This window comes from Hydrogenophaga sp. (assembly GCF_014773545.1).
GTDB lineage: Bacteria > Pseudomonadota > Gammaproteobacteria > Burkholderiales > Burkholderiaceae_C > Hydrogenophaga.
Map to the genome: position 1 here is coordinate 57276 of NZ_SDDV01000010.1, position 19412 is coordinate 76687.

The following is a 19412-nucleotide window of genomic DNA, read 5'->3' on the forward strand; positions in this document are numbered from 1 at the left end:
CGCTCAGTCCGGCTCGTTCGATTCATCCTTGCGCCGCGCCAGCGCGGCCTGGTAGAGCGCGTTGCGCGGCCAAGCGGTGATCTCGGCGCACAGCTTGACGGCGGTTTTCAGTGGCAACTCGGCCAGCAGCACATCGAGTGTGCGCAGCGCCTTTGCGTCAGCGGCAGCGGGGGGAGCGCTTTGCAGCGGGTGCAGCAACAAGACGAATTCGCCGCGCCTGCGCTGTGCATCGGCTTGCAGCCAGGCGGCAAAGTCTTGCGCACGCAGCAGCACCACTTGTTCAAACTGTTTGGTCAGCTCGCGGCCCACGCTCAGACCACGCTCGCCCAGCACGGCCAGATCGTGTGCCAGCGCCTCTATGCGGTGCGGCGCCTCCAGCAGCACACAGGCGCGCGCGTCTGCGCCTATGGCCTGCACCTGGCGCTGGCGCTCGCCGGCCTTGCTGGAGAGGAATCCGGCAACGACGAAACCACCGTCGCGGTCCAGCGCGCCGGCCACGCTGAGCAAGGCGGTGATGCTGCTGGGGCCGGGAATCGGCACGCAGCGCAGACCGGCCGCCGTCACCAGCGCCACCAGCCGCGCGCCGGGGTCGCTCACGCCGGGCGTGCCGGCGTCGCTGACGTAGGCCACGCGCTGACCAGCTTGCAGCCGTTGCAGCACCGTCTGCGCCGCCTCGACCTCGTTGTGCTGGTGCAGCGCCAGCAGCGGCTTGTGCAAGCCATAGCCCTGCAGCAGGCCAGCGCTGTGGCGCGTGTCCTCGCAGGCCACGCAGTCGACCAGCGACAGCAGGTGCAGCGCGCGCAAACCGATATCAGCCAGGTTGCCGATGGGTGTTGCCACCAGGTAGAGCGCGCCTTGCGGATAATGCTGATGTGCGGCCGCTTCGTGCGCGGCGGCCAACAAAGTGGCGGGGCAAGATGACAAGGTGCTCGATGCTCAGGAATTGGATTTTCAGGCGCGGCCCCACCTCCGGCGCAGCGGCGCAGCCGGCCAGCAAGACGCCGGGCGCCGCCGCCGAAGACGCTGCGCTGAAGCATTTGCAACAGCACGGCCTGCAACTGGTGCAACGCAACTATAAAACCCCGGGCCGAGGCGGCGGCGAAGTCGATCTCATTATGCGCGAGCCCGACGGCACCCTGGTGTTTGTCGAGGTGCGACAGCGCTCTGGCATCAGCCAGGGCGGCGCCGCTGCCAGCATAGACGCGCGCAAGCAACGCCGCCTGGTGCTGGCGGCGCGGCACTTTTTGCTGCGGCTGGGAACGACACCTCCATGCCGCTTTGACGCCGTGCTGCTCGAAGGTCGCGCCAACAGCGCCGACTTGACGCGCATCGAGTGGCTGCGCGCGGCTTTCGACGTCCCACAAACCTTTTGAGATCAACCGCAACGCTATCATCGCCCCATGCTTTTGCAACGCATACAACAACAGTTCATCGACAGCGCCGATCTCAAGTACCAGTGCGCGCAGTCGCTCGCGCCGGTGGTGCAAGACGCCATCGCCGCGGTGCTGGCCTGCGTCACCGGCGGCGGCAAGGTGCTGGCCTGTGGCAATGGAGCATCGGCGGCGGCGGCGCAGCACTTCGCGGCCAGCTTCATGGGCCGCTATGAGCGCGAGCGCCCGGAACTGGCCGCCCTCTCGCTGGCGGCCGACGCCGCCGTGCTGACCGGCATCGCGACCGATTTCGACGGCCGCTCGGTTTACGCGCGCCAAGTGCGCGCGCTCGGGCAGGCCGCCGACGTGCTGCTGGTGCTGAGCACCAGCGGCAACTCGGCCAACGTGCTGGCGGCGGTGCAGGCCGCGCACGAGCGCGACATGACCGTGCTGGCCCTGAGCGGCGCGCGCGGCGGCCAACTGGCGCGGTTGCTGCGCGACACCGACGTGCACGTGTGCGTGCCGCACGATCTGCCGGCCCGTATTCTGGAAGTGCAACACTTGATTCTGCACTGCATTTGCGATGGCGTGGACGCCCAGTTGCTGGGTCTGCCTGACGCCATCACCCCTGAACAGGAGCGCTCCTCATGAAGACCCGTCCATCCACCCGCTGGAGCCGGCTGGCCGTCAGCACCCTCGCTGTCGTGCTGCTCGGCACCGGCGTTTCGGCCTGTGCACCGCTGGTGGTCGGCGCTGGCGTGACCACCGTCCTGGTGGCGACCGACCGGCGCACCTCGGGCGCGATGCTGGAAGACAAAGGCATAGAGCTGCGCGCGGCCAACCGCCTGCGCGATCAGATCGGCGAACGCGGCCGGGTGTCAGTCACCAGCTACAACCGCCGCGTGCTGCTGACCGGAGAAGTCGCCAATGAGCAGGATCGGTTGCTGGCCGAGCGCACCGTCGCTGCGGTGGAAAACGTCAGCGGCGTCTTCAACGAACTCGCGCTGCTGGACGTGGCGTCGCTGGCGCAGCGCTCCTCAGACCTGCTGCTCACCGGGCGGGCCAAAGCAGCGCTGGTTGAGGCGCGCGACCTGTTTGCCAACGCCTTTCATGTGACCACCAGCCGCGGCACGGTCTACCTGATGGGCCGGGTGACGCAACGCGAAGCCAACCGGGCCACCGAGGTGTTGCGCAACACCCAGGGCGTGCAGCGCGTGGTGCGCATGATGGAGATCATCAGCGAAGAAGAACTGGCGCGCCTGCAACCCAAACCGGCCGGCGTGCCCAGCCCCGACACCGGCCGCAATCCCTGACAGCGCTGCGCCGGTGCGGCACGCCAAGCGGGCCGCGTGCGCGCTTGCTGCGCTTTCCCGTGCGCTCAGGTTCGCGCCTGCGCTGCCCCGGTTCAGCGCAAGCGTTTGATCAGGCTGGAGGTGTCGAGCCGGTTGTCTCCCGCGGCTTGCAAGTCGGCGTAGAACTGGTCGACCAGCGCCGTCACCGGCAGCCGTGCGCCGTTGCGCCGGGCCTCGGCCAACACCAGTCCGAGGTCTTTTCGCATCCAGTCGACCGCAAAGCCAAAGTCGAATTGGTCGGCCAGCATGGTCTTGGCCCGCTGCTCGAGCTGCCAGCTCTGCGCCGCACCCTGGCTGATGAGGTCGACCGCGCGCTCCATGTCAAGCCCGGCCTGCTGGCCAAAGGCGAGCGCTTCCGCCAAGCCTTGCAGCAAACCGGCGATGCAGATCTGGTTCACCATCTTGGTGAGCTGACCGGCCCCGCTGTCACCCATGCGCACGCAGACTTTGGCGTAGTTCAGCAGCAGCGGCCGCACCGCATCAAAAGCCGCTTGTTCGCCGCCGCACATGACGCTGAGCGCACCGTTTTGCGCGCCCACCTGACCGCCCGAGACCGGCGCGTCGATGAAGCCCAGGCCGCGCTGGCTGGCGTTCGCATACAGGGTGCGCGCCAGCGTGGCCGAACTGGTGGTGTGGTCGACCAACACCGCGCCCGCCGCCATGCCAGCGAAGGCACCGTCGTCGCCCAGCGTGATGCCGAGCACGTCGTCGTCGTTGCCGACACAGGAAAACACAAACTCGGCGCCTTGCACCGCAGTGCGCGGCGTGGGTTGCGCCCGGCCGCCGAATTGCGCCACCCAGGCCTGTGCCTTGGCCGGGCTGCGGTTGTAGACCGTGACGACGTGACCGGCGCGCGCCAGGTGCGCGGCCATCGGGTGGCCCATCACACCCAGGCCCAAAAAGGCGACCCGCCGTGCTGGCGTCGATTCATAACTGCGACGGGTCATGTCAAGTGTCGTGGCTTGTCTTTACGCTGGAGTCTGGGCCGCCAAGCCGCTTGCCTGGCGCATCAGCCGATCGTCATGTGTTCGGTGCCAGCGGCCAGGTTGTGCGACTTGGCACGCCGGCTGTTGAGCTTGATTTGCAGCCGCAAGTCGTTGACCGAGTCGGCGTTGCGCAGCGCGTCTTCGTAGCTGACTAATTCGACTTCAAAGGCGTCGAACAAGGCCTGGTCGAAGGTCTGCATGCCCAGGTTGCCGCTCCTTTTCATGATCTCCTTGATCTCGGCCACCTCGCCTTTGAAGATCAGATCGGCAATCAGCGGCGAATTGAGCATCACCTCGACCGCGGCAAAACGGCCTTTGCCGTCTTGGCGCGGCACCAGGCGCTGCGAGATCAGGCCGCGCAGATTGAGCGAGAGGTCCATCAGCAGTTGCGAGCGGCGCTCTTCGGGAAAGAAGTTGATGATGCGATCGAGCGCCTGGTTGGCGTTGTTGGCGTGCAGCGTGGCCAGACACAGGTGCCCGGTCTCGGAAAACTGGATCGCGTGCTCCATGGTTTCACGGTCGCGAATCTCGCCCATCAAAATCACGTCCGGCGCCTGGCGCAAGGTGTTCTTCAGCGCCACCTCCCAGTTGTCGGTATCCAGCCCGACCTCGCGCTGCGTGATGACGCAGTTCTTGTGCGGGTGCACGAATTCCACCGGGTCTTCGATGGTGATGATGTGGCCGTGGGTGTTTTCGTTGCGCCAGTCCACCATGGCTGCCAGCGTGGTCGACTTGCCTGAGCCGGTGGCTCCGGCGATGATGCCCAGACCGCGTTTGGACAGCGCCACCTCTTTGAGCACCTGCGGCAGACCGAGCCGGTCTATGGTCGGCAACACGGTCGCAATGGTGCGCAAGACCATGCCGATCTTGCCCTGCTGAATGAAGGCGCTGACCCGAAAGCGACCGATCGCCGGTGGCGCAATGGCGAAATTGCATTCCTTGCTGCGCTCGAACTCGGCCGCCTGCTTGTCGTTCATGATGGCGCGCGCCAGCGCCAGCGTGTGGCTGGCGTTGAGCGGCTGCGGCGAGACCTTGATCACCTTGCCGTCGACCTTGATCGCCGGCGGGAAGTCGGCGGTCAGGAACAAGTCGCTGCCGTTGCGGCTGAGCATCAGGCGCAACAGGTCATTGATGAATTTGGATGCCTGGTCGCGTTCCATGGTGGTCGGGAGCTCTGGGTGATGTGGGACTCGGGCCGGTGTGGGTGAGCGCCGCAAGCCGCTTCAGCCTGGGAAATTCTCCGGAATTTTTGCCTTGCTGCGCGCCTCGGCCGGGCTGATGATGTTGCGCTTGACCAGGTCGCTCAGATTCTGGTCCAGCGTCTGCATGCCGACACCGCTGCCGGTCTGGATCACCGAGTACATTTGCGCCACCTTGGCCTCACGAATCAGGTTGCGAATGGCGCTGGTGCCGAGCATGATTTCGTGCGCCGCCACGCGGCCGCTGCCGTCTTTCATCTTGCACAGCGTCTGCGAGATCACCGCCACCAAAGATTCGGACAACATGGCGCGCACCATGTCTTTTTCTTCTGCCGGGAAGACGTCTATGACGCGGTCAATGGTCTTGGCCGCGCTGGAAGTGTGCAGCGTGCCCAGCACCAAGTGGCCGGTTTCGGCGGCGGTCATGGCCAGCCGGATGGTTTCGAGGTCGCGCAGCTCGCCGACCAAAATCGCGTCCGGGTCTTCGCGCAGCGCCGAACGCAGCGCGTTGGCAAAGCTCAGCGTGTGCGGCCCGACCTCGCGCTGATTCACCAGACATTTCTTCGATACATGCACGAATTCGACCGGGTCTTCCACCGTCAGAATGTGGCCGTACTCGGTTTCGTTGAGGTGATTGACCATGGCCGCCAGCGTGGTCGACTTGCCCGAACCGGTCGGGCCAGTCACCAGTACCAGGCCGCGCGGGCGCAGCGCGAGCTCGGCAAAAATTTTCGGCGTGTTGAGCTGCTCAAGGGTGAGAATCTTGCTCGGAATAGTGCGAAACACCGCCCCGGCGCCGCGGTTGTGGTTGAAGGCGTTGACGCGAAAACGCGCCAAACCTTCGATCTCGAACGAAAAATCACACTCCAGGAATTCTTCGAAATGCTTGCGCTGGCTGTCGTTCATGATGTCATACATCATGCCGTGCACCTGCTTGTGGTCCAGCGGTTCGACGTTGATGCGACGCACATCGCCATGCACCCGTATCATGGGCGGCAGGCCGGCCGACAGGTGCAAATCGGAGGCTTTGTGTTTGACGCTGAAAGCCAGCAGTTGGGTGATGTCCATGCCTGGATTCGGTGCGGTGTTGTAACGCTCTCATTATGACGACGATTGAAGACAATCTCCGGCAGGTGCGCCAACGCATCGAACTCGCCTGCGCTCGCGCCGGTCGTGACGCGGCGCAGGTTGGGCTGCTGGCGGTCTCCAAGACCTTTGGCCCCGAGGCGGTGCGCTTGGCGCTGGCTGCGGGTCAGCGCGCATTTGGTGAAAATTACGTGCAGGAGGGCGTGGAGAAAATCCTCGCGCTGCGCCAATCTGACCCCGGCGCCACCATCGAGTGGCACTGCATCGGACCGCTGCAGAGCAACAAGACGCGGCTGGTGGCGACCCATTTCGATTGGGTGCAGTCGCTCGACCGGCTCAAGATCGCCGAACGCCTGAGCGCGCAGCGTCCGGCCGAACGGCCCGATTTGCAAGTCTGTTTGCAGGTCAAACTGGACGGCGGCGCCAACAAATCCGGCCTGAGCCCACAAGATCTGCCGGCGCTGGCGCAGGCGGTGGCAGCTCTGCCGCGTCTGCGACTGCGCGGTCTGATGTGCATTCCAGAGCCGGTGCAAACCTTCGACGCCCAGCGCGCCGTGTTCGCGCGCGCCCAGGCGCTGTTCGAGCAACTGCGCGCCAGTGGTCTGGCGCTCGATACTTTGTCGATGGGCATGAGCGAAGACCTAGACGCCGCCGTCAGCGCCGGATCGACCCTGGTGCGGGTCGGGCGGGCAATTTTTGGCCAGCGACCCAGCCCTGTTTGAGACGCGCGCAAAAGCCTTGCCGTCAATCTGGCCCTTGGGCGGCCTGCAGCAGGTGGCGCAGCAGCGGGTGCTGGACTTTTCGCTCGGTACCAATGGCAAAAAAGTGTTCCCTCACTCCTTCGCAGGGAGCAAACCAACTCAGGCCATAGCCCTGCGAGAGCTTTTCCCGCATGCGTTCGGAAGCCGGGAAAACGCCCATGCCGCCCGCGCCAAATGTAGCCAGCAGGGCACTGTCTTCAAACTCACCCACCACATGGGGCTGCACGCCGCGGCGCTCCAACCACTGGTCGATGCGAAATCGCACCGACGAATTGGACGTGGGCAGCAACACCGGCAGCGTCGCCAGGTTGTGCGGAAAGTGTTCGCGCGCCTGCGCCAGCCATACCGCTGGCGCGTACCAGCCCATGTCGGAGCCGCCCAGCGCGTGGCTGTAGAGCCGCAGATTGGGATTGGCCGGTGCGGGCCGATCCGACAGCACGACGTCGAGCCGGTGCAGCGCCAAGTCGGCCACCAGGTCATCGAAAGCGTCTTCATGGCAGAGCAGGCGCAAGCGCGGATCGCTCAGCACCGGCGCCAGCAAGTCGCGCACCGCGAGTTTGGACAAACCGTCCGAGATGCCCACCACCAGACGCAGGTGGGCCGGACTGCTGGCCTCGCGCACGACGCTGTGCAGGCGTTGGCCGAGCTGAAAAATCTGCTCGGCCACCTGCAGCGCCGCCTGCCCCGCGTCAGTCAGCTCCAGCCCGCGCCCGGCCGGCTTGAACAAGGAATACCCGAGCGAGCGCTCCAGCAGCCGCACCTGCGCGCTGACCGTTTGCACCGCCATGCCCAGTCGGCTGGCCGCGTGCGACATGCCACCTTCCTTGGCGGCCACCCAGAAGTAGTACAGGTGCTTGTAATTGAGTTCTTGCTGCATGTGCGGATTTTTCCGATCGGGCCGACGATTGTCTGCAATTTCAGTGTGAGATGCATAGGCCAGTGGCACTCGGGTTGACGCAAGAAAATGCCAGGCAGCGCTGCCAGACCCCTTGGCCGCCCGCTACACTGGCCGCACCGATCCAGCCGCCACCGATTTACAAACCATGGTTCCCCACCTCGTCACCGCTTTGACCGGCCCCATCAACGAGCTCGAGCAACGCATTCTGGAGTCCATGCCGGTCATCGAGCGCTGGTTCCGCCTCGAGTGGATGGAACATACGCCGCCGTTCTACACCTCGGTCGACATCCGCAACGCCGGCTTCAAGCTCGCGCCGGTCGAGACCCGTCTGCATCCCGACGGCTGGGACCACCTCGCGCCCGAGATGTTGCCGCTGGCGGTGCAAGCCGCCATGGCGGCGATCGAGAAAATCTGCCCGGAAGCGAAGAACTTGCTGCTGGTGCCGCGCAGCACCGAAGACCGCTGCTACCTCAGCAACCTGGCCCAGTTGCGGCGCATCTTTTACCAGGCCGGCCTCAACGTGCGGATCGGATCGCTGTCGAATCAGATCAAGGCACCCACCACCATCGAGCTGCCCGACGGGGCATCGGTCACGCTCGAGCCGCTGATTCGCAACAAACGCCGCTTGGGTCTGAAAAATTTCGACCCCTGCACTATCGTTCTCAACAACGACTTGAGCGCGGGCGTGCCCGGCATCCTGGAAGAGTTGCACGAGCAATACCTGCTGCCGCCGCTGCACGCCAGCTGGAGCACACGGCGCAAAAGCCGCCACAGCAAGGCTTATGAAGAGGTGGCCAAGCGCTTTGGCAAATTGCTGGGCATGGACCACTGGCTGATTGCGCCGCTGTTTGCCGCCTGCGGCGCAATCGATGGCAGCAGCCCACCAGGGCTGGACGCTTTGCGCAACCACGCCGATGTGCTGCTGGCCAAAATCCGGCGCAAGTACAAGGAATACGGCATCAACGAAAAACCATTCGTTCGCATCAAGTCTGACCGCGGCTCAGGCGGCGTGCTGCTGCGCGACGCGAAGGAAATCGACCGGCTCGCCCCGGCCCTGCTGGCGCGCCTGGGCACCGAGCCAGGCGCGCTGGCAGTGCCTGAAATCCTGCTGCAAGAAGGCGTGCCTACGTGTGAACGCATCAACGCCGCCCACGCCGAGCCTGTGGTCTACCTGATGGATCGTTATGTGGTGGGCGGCTTATACCGTGTGCACGCCGAGCACGACGCCGACCACAGTGCTAGGGCGCCGGGCGCTGGCTTCGTACCACTGGCCTTCGAACACAGTGCACAACTGCCGCAGCCGGGCATCAAACCCGGCGCCAGCGTGCCGAATCGGTTTTACATGTACGGCGTGATAGGCCGCCTGGCCATGCTGGCGGCCAGCTACGAACTAGAAGCCAGCGACCCGGACGCCGAGCACTACGACTGAGAATCTCGTGTTTGTCGCCCGGCACCCGCCCATCGAACGCAGCCCTTGACCAGCACATTGAACCTAAATCCGGCAGTTGACCGCGCAGTTTGCGCTGGAAACGCCCAGGAACACACACTCATTTGACCACGAAGGCAGTCACCTGCTGGGTGAGAGCGCTACGCACCCGATTGGTGAAGGAGAACGGGCATGACTTTCATTTTTTGGGGCGCCTTTCAAAGTCATGTCCGTTAAACTGAGCGCGCTGCACAGGGGCCGATGAACTTGCACTGTGTAGGCAGAGTCGAGCCCCACCCGTGGGCCCCGCATCCGGCCCCCATTCGCCCCACCTGCTTTCTTGTAAATGACCATGACGCACCACCACCCACCTCAGCCACTGTCTCGGCGCAGCCTGGTGTTGGCCCTGTCGCTGCTGGGACTGTCCGCTCCCTTGTTGCTTGGCGGCTGTGGCAGGCGCGACATGGCACCGAATTCAAACTTTGTGTTGCTCGACGGCAGCCAGATCAGCACCGCTGATTTCAAGGGCCGGGTCACGCTGGTGAATTTCTGGGCCACCACCTGCGTCTCCTGTGTGCAGAAAATGCCTTATCTGGTGAGCACCTACAACAAGTTCAAGGATCGGGGTTTCGAGACCGTGGCGGTCGCCATGAGCTACGACCCGCCGGCCTGGGTGCTCAATTTCGCACAAACGCGGCAACTGCCGTTCAAGGTGGCTTTGGACAACACAGGTCAGATCGCCCAGGCCTGGGGCGACGTGAGGCTGACCCCGACCACTTACGTGGTCGACAAGCAAGGCCGCATCGTCAGTCAATTCGTCGGCACGACAGACTTCGTCGCCCTGCACCAGTTGATCGAGCGCTTGCTGGCGCAGAGTTGACACCAGAATCAACACCAGAACTGACTGCGTCGACGCGGTCTACCGGACCCTGTTGAATGCCATCAGTGATGGCGCCCGCACGCCGGGGTCACGCATCCGGACGGCGCACGCGCCGCTCCCACAGTGCGGCGCTCAAGGCCAAGGTGGCGCTGGCCGCGTTGCGCGAAGACAAGACCATGGCCGAGCCCTGCAAGGAGTTCGAGCTGCACCCCACGCAGATCAACGAGCGTCGGCTGCTCGATCGCGCGGCCAACGTCTTCGGCGCTGGCTCGGCGCCCGAGCCGGTCGGTTTGGCCCCGCTGCACGCCAAGATCGGGCAACTGGCGCTGGAGGGTGATTTTTTAGAAAACGCGCTCACCAAGGCGGGATTGCGCAGCGCAAAGCGATGACCGTGAACACCTCTTGAGCGTGGTGCGCCAGGTCCGCCTGCTGCAGATCAGCCGCAGCTCTGTCTACTGCCTATATCCAGCGTGCGTGCCCGTGCTTCGTCCATGTCGATCGCCATCGCTTTGATGATCGACAACCCGCGCATGCCTGCCCCCAATGGGCTGCTCATCCCCTGGCCTCAGACCTGTTCCAGCCTCATTCCCCGCTGGAAGCTCGCCATCGCCTTCAGGCTCGCACCTCGTTGGACAAGACCACGCGTTGCAAAATAATGAAAATCGGTGTTTAATGAACGTTCGTTAAGTGGCATGCAAAATCCAGGTGACACCCAATGGCAACATCAGCTTTCAAGCATACGCGCGAGGAAATCCTCGGGCTGTCGGTGCCGCTCTTCGCAAAGGTCGGATTTGACGGGGTTTCGATGCGTGATATCGCGGCTGTCGTGGGTGTGACGCCTGCCGCCCTCTACCACCACTTTTCGGACAAAGAGCAGCTCTGTCTGGCTGCGGTCGGCCATGCCTTCGAAGAAAAAGTGAGGCCCTTGAAGTCCCTTCTGGAAGGTGGAGAACAACCCTGGGATCGGCTCGAAGCGTTCGTCGCACTCTTCACGCGCATGCTCGCCAGGGAAAAAGACTTCAGACGCCTGATGCAATGGGTGCTGCTGGACAGCAATGAACAGCGCCTGCAAAGCCTGGCGGACTGCGTCTTTCGGGACCTGTTCAGCGCACTGCACCAGCTCGCCGGTGATCTCGCCGGTGAGCTCGCCCCGGTCTATGACGCCAACCTGCTTGTCGTTTCGATGCTCGGTCTGGTGATCTACCCTTTTGAAACCCAGTCGGTGCGGTGCTTCCTGCCGGGCCACCAGCACCAGCACGAAGACCCCGAAGCCATTGCGCGGCATGTCGTCGGCTTGTTGCGCAACGGTCTTGGCGCAAGCAGCGAGGTGCCGTGACAAAATCAGCCTTGCCGGGCAGGCAGACGGGCTGCCCGGCAGATTCCCGCGCCGTTGCGCTTTTACTTTTCATCACTGATCGAGAGGTTTTCCATGACTGAATCCAACAAACCAAACTCCGCGACCAAAGACAAACTGATCGCCGACCTGAAGCATCTGCTTGCCGATGCCGAGGCGCTGCTGCAAGCCACCAGCGATCAAGCCGGCGAGAAAATCGCGGGCCTGCGCACCCGTCTTCAGGACAACCTGAAGACGACCCAGGACCGACTGGCCGAGTTCGCGGCCACAAACGTCGACAAAACCAGGCAAGACGTCCAGGACGCACTGCAAAAAATCTCGGACGCGGCCACCCAGGCGGCTGAAGCCGCCGGCGAAGCGGCGCACAAGGCCGAGGAATCGGTCAAAAAGGCAAGCGAATCCGGCAAAGAAGCGGCCCAGCATGCTGCGGCGGCCGCCCAGCAAGCCGTTGCCGCCACCAAGACGGCCGCCGACAAGGCATTGAAAGCGATGCAGGATTGGAGGCGATGAGCAAAATGGTGCGCCTCCAAGGCAAGAGCCGCTGATGCTGTGGCAGGCACTGACGACGGTGCGCGACCTCGGCCGCCTGCACGGCATCGCCTCGATCCTGATCCGCTACGGCTTTGGCGACATGGTGCGCCGGATGGGGCTGGCCGATGCCCTGGAGCGGGCCGGGCGGGCGCTGCACTGGCGCGAGGCCGAGGAACTGGCGCATCTCGATCCGCCCGCCCGGGTGCGCCGGGCGCTGGAGGAGTTGGGACCGACCTTCGTCAAGCTCGGCCAGCTGCTGGCCACCCGCATCGACCTGTTCGAGCCGGAATGGATCGCCGAATTCGGTAAGCTGCAGGACAGCACGCCCCCCGCGCCCTGGGTCGACATCCGCCAGCAACTCTGCGCGGACCTGGGCGCACCGCCCGAGGAGGTATTCGCCGCCTTCGATCCCGAGCCGCTGGCGGCGGCCTCCGTCGCGCAGGTGCACCGCGCCCGCCTCGAAGACGGCAGCGAGGTGGTGGTCAAGGTGCGTCGGCCCGGCATCCGGCCGATCATCGAAGCCGACCTGCGCTGGCTCGCCAGACTGGCGCAACTCGCTGAGGGCGAAAGTTCGGAACTGCGCGCCTTTCGCCCGCAGGATCTGGTGCGCCAGTTTACCCAGTCGCTGCGGCGCGAACTCGATTTCACCGGCGAATGCCGCAACGCCGAGCGCATCGCGGAGAATTTTGCCAACTACACCGACAAAGACGAGCCCACCGGCACCGGCGCCGTGCAAGCTGCAGCCGAACCCCCTGCGGCACTCCCGATCGTCGTCATCCCCCGCGTCTATTGGCAATGGACCGGCGAGCGGGTCTGCGTGCAGGAATTCATCACCGGCATTTCCGCGCGCAAGCTTGCCGCCGTTGACCAGGCCGGCCTGGATCGCAAGGTGCTCGCCCGCCGGGGCGCGCGCGCGGTGCTGAAAATGATCGTGGAGGACGGCTTTTTTCACGCCGACCCGCACCCCGGCAACGTGTTCTACCTGCCTGGCAACCGCATCGCCCTCATCGACTTCGGCATGGTCGGGCGACTCACCGAGGAGCGGCGCGACCAGTTGACCGGGCTGCTGCTGGGGCTGGTCGAGCAAGAGCCGCGCCGCGTGGCCGACGTGATGCTCGACTGGACCGGCGACGGCACCCTGGACGAGGACGGCCTGCTGCTGGAAATCCAGACCTTTGTGCAACAGTACCATGGCGTGGCGCTCAAGCAGCTCCGGCTCGGCGCCATGCTCTCCGAGCTGGTGGCCATTTTGCGGCAGCACCAACTGGCCTTGCCGCCCGACATGAGCCTGCTGGTCAAGGCCTTCATCTCGCTCGAAGGCATGGGCCGCGAACTCGACCCTGACTTCGACATGGCCGGCGAAGCGAAACCCCTGCTGGAACAGGCGCTGCGCGCACGCTACACCCCCACGGCCCTCTTCCAACGCGGCTGGCGCGGGGTCAGTGAGTCGCTTTCCCTGGTGGCCGCTTTGCCCCAGGATATCTCCCGGCTGCTGCGCGCCGCGCGGCGCGGGCGGCTGGAAATCCACATCGATGTCACACACTTGAAACGTGTCGGCAACCAACTCGACAACGCCGCCAGCCGACTCACGGTCGGCATCGTCATCGCCGCGCTCATCATCGGCTCCTCCATCGCCATGACCGTATCCGGCGGCCCCACTTGGCTGGGGCTGCCCTTCTTCGGCCTGCTCGGCTTCGTCGGCGCCGTCATCGGCAGCCTCTGGCTTTTGCTGTCGATCTGGCGCAGCAGGGGCAAGGAATGAACGCGACACAGGCCCACAGCGCCCCGGCGGCGGGCAAGGTGCCGCCAGCGCGGCCGGGCAACTGGCTTACTGGCCAGTAACGCCAGAGCATCGAAATACAAGCAAGAAATCAGCCCCTCAAGCTCGTCATGAAAGTTTCTCGCGTGAAAAAAAACCTCATCCTCTACCTGGCGCCGCTGGCGCTGGCCGCACTCCTGGGCGCTTGCGGCAAAGCGCCGCAAGCGCCTGCCGCATCGAATGCGACAAGCCATTCCCTGCCGCTCATGACCGCGTCCACCGGGGCGCCGCTCGAATACACGGCGGTTGGCTCGGTGGTGTCGGACCAGCGCGTCGAGCTTGCCTCGCGGCTGAGCGGCCATATCCGCGACATCCTGGTGCAGGAGGGTGACCAGGTGCGGCGCGGGCAGGTGCTGGTCCGCCTGGACGCCGCCGACGTGGAAGGCGGCATCCGCCAAGCTCAGGCCGGGACCGGCGCGGCAGAGGCGGCGTTGCGCGATGCACAGATCGACGTGGAGCGCTTCCAGCGTTTGTTCGAGCGCGGCAGCGTCTCGGACAATGAATTGCGCAAGGTGCGCCTGAAATTCGAGGCCGCGCGCGAGGCCCGCAACCAAGCGCGCGCCGGTCTCGACATCGCGCTGGCCCAGCGCGCCCACGCCGAGATCGTCAGCCCGGTGGACGGCATGGTGGTGGCGCGCCACAAACGAGCGGGCGAGCTCGCCGTGCCCGGCGCACCACTGCTGACCCTGGAGTCGGGCCGCGGGCTGCTGCTCGAGACCTTCGTGACCGCGGGCCGGGTCGCCGCCATCGCGGTCGGCCAGCCGGTGCGAGTCAACATCGACGGTCTGTCCGCTCCCTTGAAGGGCACGGTGAGCCGGGTGGTGCGTTCGGGCGACCCCGTCAGCCGCAGCCACCAGGTCAAGATCGCCCTGCCCGAAACGGCGGGGCTGATGCCCGGCATGTTCGGGCGCGCGGCGTTCGGGCTCGGCGTGAGTTCTGCGCCATTGGTGCCCAGACAAGCCTTGGTCGAGCGCGGCGGACTCACCGGTGTCTTCGTGCTGGACGGCGAAAGCCGGGCACGCTTTCGCTGGCTGCGCATAGCCCGCGAGTGGCCCGACCAAGTCGAGGTGAGTGCCGGCCTGGCAGCCAACGAACGTTTTGTGGCGGCGCCTGTGCCCGCGCTTCGTGACGGCGACCTCATCACTGCCGCGAAGGAGGCCCGATGAGTGCGCTTAGGATCAACAGCGCCGGGTGGCTGGCGAATCTCTTTGTCACGTCCAGGCTGACGGTTCTTTTCATACTGGCCTGCACCCTGCTGGGTTTGCTGGCCATGACGCTGACCCCGCGCGAGGAAAACCCGCAGATCGTGGTGCCTGGCGCCGAGGTCTGGGTGAGCTTGCCCGGCGCCTCGGCCGAGGAGGTGGAGGAGCTGGTGATCCGCCCGCTGGAGGACATCGTCAAGCAGATTACCGGCGTTGATCACACGTACGCCACCGCCGTGAATTCGATGGGCGTGCTGATGGTGCAGTTCAAGGTCGGCGAGGACAAGGAAGAATCCCTGGTCAAACTCTACGACGGGGTGCTGGGGCAGCGCGAGCGCCTGCCTGCGGACGCGGGCGAGCCGCTCATTCGCAGCGTGCATGTGGACGACGTGCCCATCGTCACCGTCACGCTGGCCTCCGAGATCTACGACGACCACGCCCTGAAACGCCTGGCCGACCGCCTGATGGAAGGACTGCGCAGCCTGGACCAGGTCTCCGCCATTTCCGTCAGGGGCGGGCGCGACCGGGAGCTGCGCATCGAGTTGGACCCGCAGCGCCTGCAGGCCTTCGGCGTCACGCTGGACCAGGTGCAGGCCACCCTGCGCGCAAGCAATCTCGCCGCGCCCCTGGGCACGGTGGTGCAACAGGGCCAAAACCGCCAGGTGTTCCTGGACGGCTTTCTGAGCTCGGCGCAAGACCTCGAACGCCTGATCGTCGGCAGCCACGCCGGGCGCCCGATCTATCTGGGCGCCGTGGCACAGGTCGTCGACGGCCCGCCGCAAGAGCGCACACACCTCAGTCGTTTCGCTTTCGGCCCGGCCGACGAGCGTTTTGGCACGACGCAGCAGGCGGAGATGGCGGCCGTCACGCTGGCCGTGGCCAAGAAAGCCGGCAGCAACGCCGTCTTCGTTGCCAACGATGTGCTGGAGCGCATCGAACGCATGAAGACGCAGTTCGTGCCGCCCGGGGTCGAACTGGTCGTCACCCGCAACGACGGCGAGAAGGCAAATGCTGCGGTTTTCAGGCTGATCCAGAAGCTGGTCATCGCGATTCTTGCCGTGTTCCTGGTGACCGTCGTGTTCCTGGGACTCAAGGAGGCACTGATCGTGAGCGTGACCGTGCCGCTGATTCTGGCGCTGACGCTGGGTGCGGCCTATCTGGCTGGCCTGACCATCAACCGGGTCTCGCTGTTTGCCTTGATCCTGTCGCTGGGGCTGCTGGTCGATAGCGCGATTGTCGTGATCGAAAACATTCACCGCCGCTACAGCCGTCTTGGCAAGCAGGACAAACGCATGGTCACGGTGCGGGCCACCAATGAAATCGGCAGCCCCACCAACCTGGCCACCCTGGCGGTGATACTGGTGTTCGGCTCGCTGCTGGTGGTCAGTGGCATGCCGGGGCAGTATTTCTACCCGGTCGCTTTCAACGTGCCGGTCGCCATGGCGGCCTCGCTGCTGGTGGCCTACGCGGTGGTGCCCTGGGCCGCCAACCGCTGGCTCAAGCCCGGTGAAGGGCGCGACCTGGAAGACCACGATACCCAGGACCGCCAGCATCGCTTCTACCGCGCCATCATGTCGCCGCTGATAGATCGCTCGCGCAGCCGTCGGCTCGTTTTCCTGTTGGCGGGATTGGCCATTGCCGTGTCGCTTTTGCAACCGGCCTGGCAGTTCGTGCGCCCGGCCGGCTTGAGCGGGCCGCAGTCCTGGTTCGGCGTCGAGCTGGCCATGATGCCCAGAGACGACCAGAACACCTTCAACATCACCCTGGACATGCCCGCGACCGCACCGGTGGAGGCGACCGACCAGTTCGCGCGCGAAGTCGGTGCCCTGTTGCGCGAGAACGCCTACGTTCTCAATTACCAGAGCTGGATCGGCGAGACCGGTGTGATCGACTTCAACGGCTTGCTGCGTGGTTCCGGCAACCGGCGGGGGGAACACATTGCCGAGATCCGCGTCAACCTGCAGAACAAGGCCGATCGGAGCAAGACCTCGATCGACATCGCGCGCGAGCTGCGGCCCGCACTGCAAGCGATGGCCGCGCGTTTCCCCGGCAGCGCGGTGCAACTGGTGGAAAACCCGCCGGGGCCGCCGGTGCGCGCCACCGTGCTGGCCGAAATCTACGGCCAGGACTTGCAGCAACTGCGCGCGCTGTCCGCGCAGGTCAAGGCGGCCTTCTTGCAAACGTACGACATGGTGGAGGTGACCGACTCCGAGGTCCAGGACGTCTTTCAGTATCGCCTGACGGTGGACCGGGAAAAGGCCGCGCTGTCCGGGTTGAGCGTGGCCGAAGTAGCGCTCGCGCTGCGTCGCCTGATCGCCGGCGAGGAAATGGGTCGGGCCCGCATCGCCGGGGAGGAAAACCCGGTGCCGATCCGCTTGCAGATTCCCCGGCGCCACCAGATCGACCCCGCGTTGCTGGCACGCGTGTCCGTGACCAACCGGCAGGGCCAGCAGGTGCCCTTGTCCGAGCTGGTGCAAGTCGTCCCCGGCACAGTCGACCGGGCGATCTTGCGCAAGAATGGCGAGCGCGTCACTTTCGTCGGCGGCGAGCTCGGATCCACCGCCCCCGTCTATGCCGTGCTCGACCTTGACCGGCGACTGGACGGCTTGCTGCTCGCCGATGGCAGCCGCCTGAGCACCGGCAACCTGCGCCTGAACCCGGTCGCACCCGATACCCTGGAGGGTCCGCACCTGCTATGGGACGGCGAACTGCGCATGATGCTGGACACCTACCGCGACATGCTGGGTGCGCTGGGCCTGGCGCTGACCTTCATCTTTCTGGTGCTGGTGGCCTATTACCAGTCGTTCAGCCTGCCGCTGGTCGCCATGGCGGCGATCCCGCTGGGGCTGGCAGGCATCTTTCCGGGACACTGGCTCATGGGGCAGCCGTTCAGCGCCACCTCCTTGATCGGCATCATCGCCCTGGCCGGGGTGGTGATGCGCAACTCGCTGCTCATCATCGACTTTGTGCTGGACTACCGGCGCCAGGGCATGGAATTGCGCGAGGCCATCCTCGAAGCTGGCGCGGTGCGCCTGCGGCCGATTCTGCTGACGACCCTGGCCATCATGCTGGGCAGCGCTGTGATGCTCATCGACCCGGTGTTCAGCGGGCTGGCGATCTCGCTGATCTTCGGCACACTGGCCTCCACCGCGCTCACCCTGGTCGTGGTGCCGCTGTTGCTGTATCTGCTGCTGCGCTACAAGGACCGGAAAGAAGCTATCGTGGAACAAGGAACCTCATGAACCGCTCGATACAAGTTCGCCGCCTGGTGCCGCTGGCCGGTCTGGCCGCTGCCCTGCTGGCCGGCCACGCCGGCGCCGAGTCCCTGCAACAGGCATGGGACATTGCACTGACCGTTGACCGTGGGCTCAAAGCCTCACGCGAAAACACCGCCGCTGCCGCCAGCCTGCTGGAGGCGGCGAAATCCGCCCGCCTGCCCCATGTGGCGCTGGAGGCGGGCTATACCGCCCTCGGTGAGACACCGGCGGCCAGGCTTGATTTTTTCGGCCAGTCGCTGCACATGCCGCTGGCGCAAAGGAACAGCGCCGCCTACCGGGTCATGGCAACGCTGCCGCTCTACACCGGCGGGCGCATCGCGCGCGGCATCGATGCCGCCACGGCAGGCATGGACGCGGCGCGGCTGGGCGAAGCCGCCGACGCACAGAACCTCAAACTGCGCGTGGCGGATGCTTATGTCAGCGTGCTGCGCGCCGACCGGCTGCTGCAGGTCGCACAGAGCCACGTCACCAGCCTGCAGGCCCATGCGCGGGATGTGGGCAACCTGCACGAGCAGGGCATGGTCGCCAAAAGCGACTTGCTCTCGGTGCAAGTGGCGCTGGCCGATGCGCGCCAGCGCCACTTGCAGGTGGCCAATGGGCTGGATCTGGCGCGCGCGGCCTACAACCGCCTGCTGGGGCGGCCGCTGGAGCAGCCCGTCGCGCTCGACGACCTGTCGCCCGAGGCGACGCAGGAGCCGCTCCCCGCCCTGAGCGAGCGGGCACTGGCGCAGCGCAGTGAGCTGGCGGCACTGGCGCGTCAGATCGAGGCACTGAGCCATCAGGCCGCCGCCGTGCGCGGCACAACCGCCCCGCAGCTCGCGTTGTCCGGCGGCTACGTCTACCAGGAGAACCGCCACCAGGTACACCCGGGGCAATGGATGGTCACGCTGGGAGTCAAATGGAACCTGTTCGACGCCGGCGTGGCCGGCCACCGCGCCAACGCGGTCGAGCGCCAGGCCGCGGCATTGACGCAGCACCGCGACGAGCTGGCCTCCCTCATTGCCCTGCAGGTACGCCAGACCTGGCTCGATGTGCAAGAAACGCACAAGCGCCTCATCGTCACCCAGTCGGCCATCGCCCAGGCCAAGGAAAACCTGCTGGTGGCGCGCGACCGCTATGCCAACGGCCTGTCCACCCAGACCGAGGTTCTGCATGCCGAGACCTTGCGCACGGGCAGCGAGAGCAACCACGCCCATGCGCTGTTTGATGCCGCGCTGGCGGGCTTGCGTCTGAAGCGCGCCACGGGAGAGCTCTGAGTTTGAGGAGAAAG

The 19412-nt window shown here is 65.4% G+C and carries 18 protein-coding genes; 13 read left to right on the forward strand and 5 right to left on the reverse strand.

From position 1 onward, the window contains the following. Positions 1 to 3 precede the first annotated feature (3 nt). Positions 4 to 924 carry a 16S rRNA (cytidine(1402)-2'-O)-methyltransferase gene (gene rsmI / locus EST26_RS08430; protein WP_291066987.1) on the reverse strand — a complete coding sequence of 307 codons (921 nt, stop codon included), beginning with the start codon at positions 922 to 924 and terminating at the stop codon, positions 4 to 6. 8 nt (positions 925 to 932) lie between these two features. On the opposite strand from rsmI, the gene EST26_RS08435 reads away from it, so the two are divergent. Genes EST26_RS08435 through EST26_RS08445 form a run of 3 tightly spaced genes read left to right on the forward strand, consistent with a single transcriptional unit; the run spans position 933 to position 2683 of the window. Then, complete coding sequence (locus EST26_RS08435; protein ID WP_291066988.1) at positions 933 to 1373, forward strand: YraN family protein; 441 nt, start codon at positions 933 to 935, stop codon at positions 1371 to 1373. 27 nt (positions 1374 to 1400) lie between these two features. Beyond that, positions 1401 to 2021 (forward strand): SIS domain-containing protein, encoded by a 621-nt coding sequence (locus EST26_RS08440; protein ID WP_291066989.1) that lies wholly within the window; start codon positions 1401 to 1403, stop codon positions 2019 to 2021. Continuing rightward, complete coding sequence (locus EST26_RS08445) at positions 2018 to 2683, forward strand: BON domain-containing protein (protein ID WP_291066990.1); 666 nt, start codon at positions 2018 to 2020, stop codon at positions 2681 to 2683. Before EST26_RS08440 ends, EST26_RS08445 begins: the two co-directional genes overlap by 4 nt. 92 nt (positions 2684 to 2775) lie before the next feature. On the opposite strand, the gene EST26_RS08450 is transcribed toward EST26_RS08445, so the two are convergent. The 3 genes from EST26_RS08450 to EST26_RS08460 all read right to left on the reverse strand — a co-directional run bounded on the left by EST26_RS08450 (position 2776) and on the right by EST26_RS08460 (position 5975). Then, positions 2776 to 3669, reverse strand: a complete 894-nt coding sequence (locus tag EST26_RS08450; RefSeq protein WP_291066991.1) for an NAD(P)-dependent oxidoreductase — start codon at positions 3667 to 3669, stop codon at positions 2776 to 2778. Between the two features lie 62 nt (positions 3670 to 3731). Further along, positions 3732 to 4868: a PilT/PilU family type 4a pilus ATPase gene (locus EST26_RS08455; RefSeq protein WP_291066993.1), complete on the reverse strand. Its 1137-nt coding sequence runs from the start codon at positions 4866 to 4868 to the stop codon at positions 3732 to 3734. A gap of 63 nt (positions 4869 to 4931) precedes the next feature. Continuing rightward, positions 4932 to 5975 (reverse strand): type IV pilus twitching motility protein PilT, encoded by a 1044-nt coding sequence (locus EST26_RS08460; RefSeq protein WP_291066995.1) that lies wholly within the window; start codon positions 5973 to 5975, stop codon positions 4932 to 4934. 35 nt (positions 5976 to 6010) lie between these two features. On the opposite strand from EST26_RS08460, the gene EST26_RS08465 reads away from it, so the two are divergent. Then, the gene (locus EST26_RS08465) at positions 6011 to 6715 is read left to right on the forward strand and encodes a YggS family pyridoxal phosphate-dependent enzyme (RefSeq protein WP_291066997.1); all 705 of its coding nucleotides are present in this window, start codon (positions 6011 to 6013) and stop codon (positions 6713 to 6715) included. Positions 6716 to 6737: 22 nt separating this feature from the next. On the opposite strand, the gene EST26_RS08470 is transcribed toward EST26_RS08465, so the two are convergent. Continuing rightward, the gene (locus tag EST26_RS08470; protein WP_291066998.1) at positions 6738 to 7631 is read right to left on the reverse strand and encodes a LysR family transcriptional regulator; all 894 of its coding nucleotides are present in this window, start codon (positions 7629 to 7631) and stop codon (positions 6738 to 6740) included. Positions 7632 to 7797: 166 nt separating this feature from the next. Here EST26_RS08470 and gshA point away from each other — a divergent pair, with 166 nt between their 5' ends. The 9 genes from gshA to EST26_RS08515 all read left to right on the forward strand — a co-directional run bounded on the left by gshA (position 7798) and on the right by EST26_RS08515 (position 19398). Beyond that, positions 7798 to 9081: a glutamate--cysteine ligase gene (gene gshA / locus EST26_RS08475; RefSeq protein ID WP_291067001.1), complete on the forward strand. Its 1284-nt coding sequence runs from the start codon at positions 7798 to 7800 to the stop codon at positions 9079 to 9081. Between the two features lie 460 nt (positions 9082 to 9541). Beyond that, positions 9542 to 9958, forward strand: coding sequence for a TlpA disulfide reductase family protein (locus EST26_RS08480; RefSeq protein WP_366474610.1), 417 nt, complete (start codon positions 9542 to 9544; stop codon positions 9956 to 9958). Positions 9959 to 10014: 56 nt separating this feature from the next. Then, complete coding sequence (locus EST26_RS08485) at positions 10015 to 10347, forward strand: hypothetical protein (RefSeq protein ID WP_291067005.1); 333 nt, start codon at positions 10015 to 10017, stop codon at positions 10345 to 10347. Positions 10348 to 10673: 326 nt separating this feature from the next. Further along, positions 10674 to 11294, forward strand: a complete 621-nt coding sequence (locus EST26_RS08490; RefSeq protein ID WP_291067007.1) for a TetR/AcrR family transcriptional regulator — start codon at positions 10674 to 10676, stop codon at positions 11292 to 11294. 93 nt (positions 11295 to 11387) lie between these two features. Then, positions 11388 to 11822 (forward strand): DUF883 domain-containing protein, encoded by a 435-nt coding sequence (locus tag EST26_RS08495; protein WP_291067008.1) that lies wholly within the window; start codon positions 11388 to 11390, stop codon positions 11820 to 11822. A gap of 34 nt (positions 11823 to 11856) precedes the next feature. After that, a complete protein-coding gene (locus tag EST26_RS08500) occupies positions 11857 to 13605 on the forward strand; it encodes an AarF/UbiB family protein (RefSeq protein ID WP_291067010.1) in 1749 nt (582 codons plus the stop codon). Positions 13606 to 13733: 128 nt separating this feature from the next. After that, positions 13734 to 14828 (forward strand): efflux RND transporter periplasmic adaptor subunit, encoded by a 1095-nt coding sequence (locus tag EST26_RS08505; RefSeq protein WP_291067012.1) that lies wholly within the window; start codon positions 13734 to 13736, stop codon positions 14826 to 14828. Then, complete coding sequence (locus EST26_RS08510) at positions 14825 to 18106, forward strand: efflux RND transporter permease subunit (RefSeq protein WP_291067013.1); 3282 nt, start codon at positions 14825 to 14827, stop codon at positions 18104 to 18106. Before EST26_RS08505 ends, EST26_RS08510 begins: the two co-directional genes overlap by 4 nt. Continuing rightward, positions 18103 to 19398 carry a TolC family protein gene (locus EST26_RS08515; RefSeq protein WP_291067015.1) on the forward strand — a complete coding sequence of 432 codons (1296 nt, stop codon included), beginning with the start codon at positions 18103 to 18105 and terminating at the stop codon, positions 19396 to 19398. Before EST26_RS08510 ends, EST26_RS08515 begins: the two co-directional genes overlap by 4 nt. Positions 19399 to 19412: the final 14 nt, after the last annotated feature.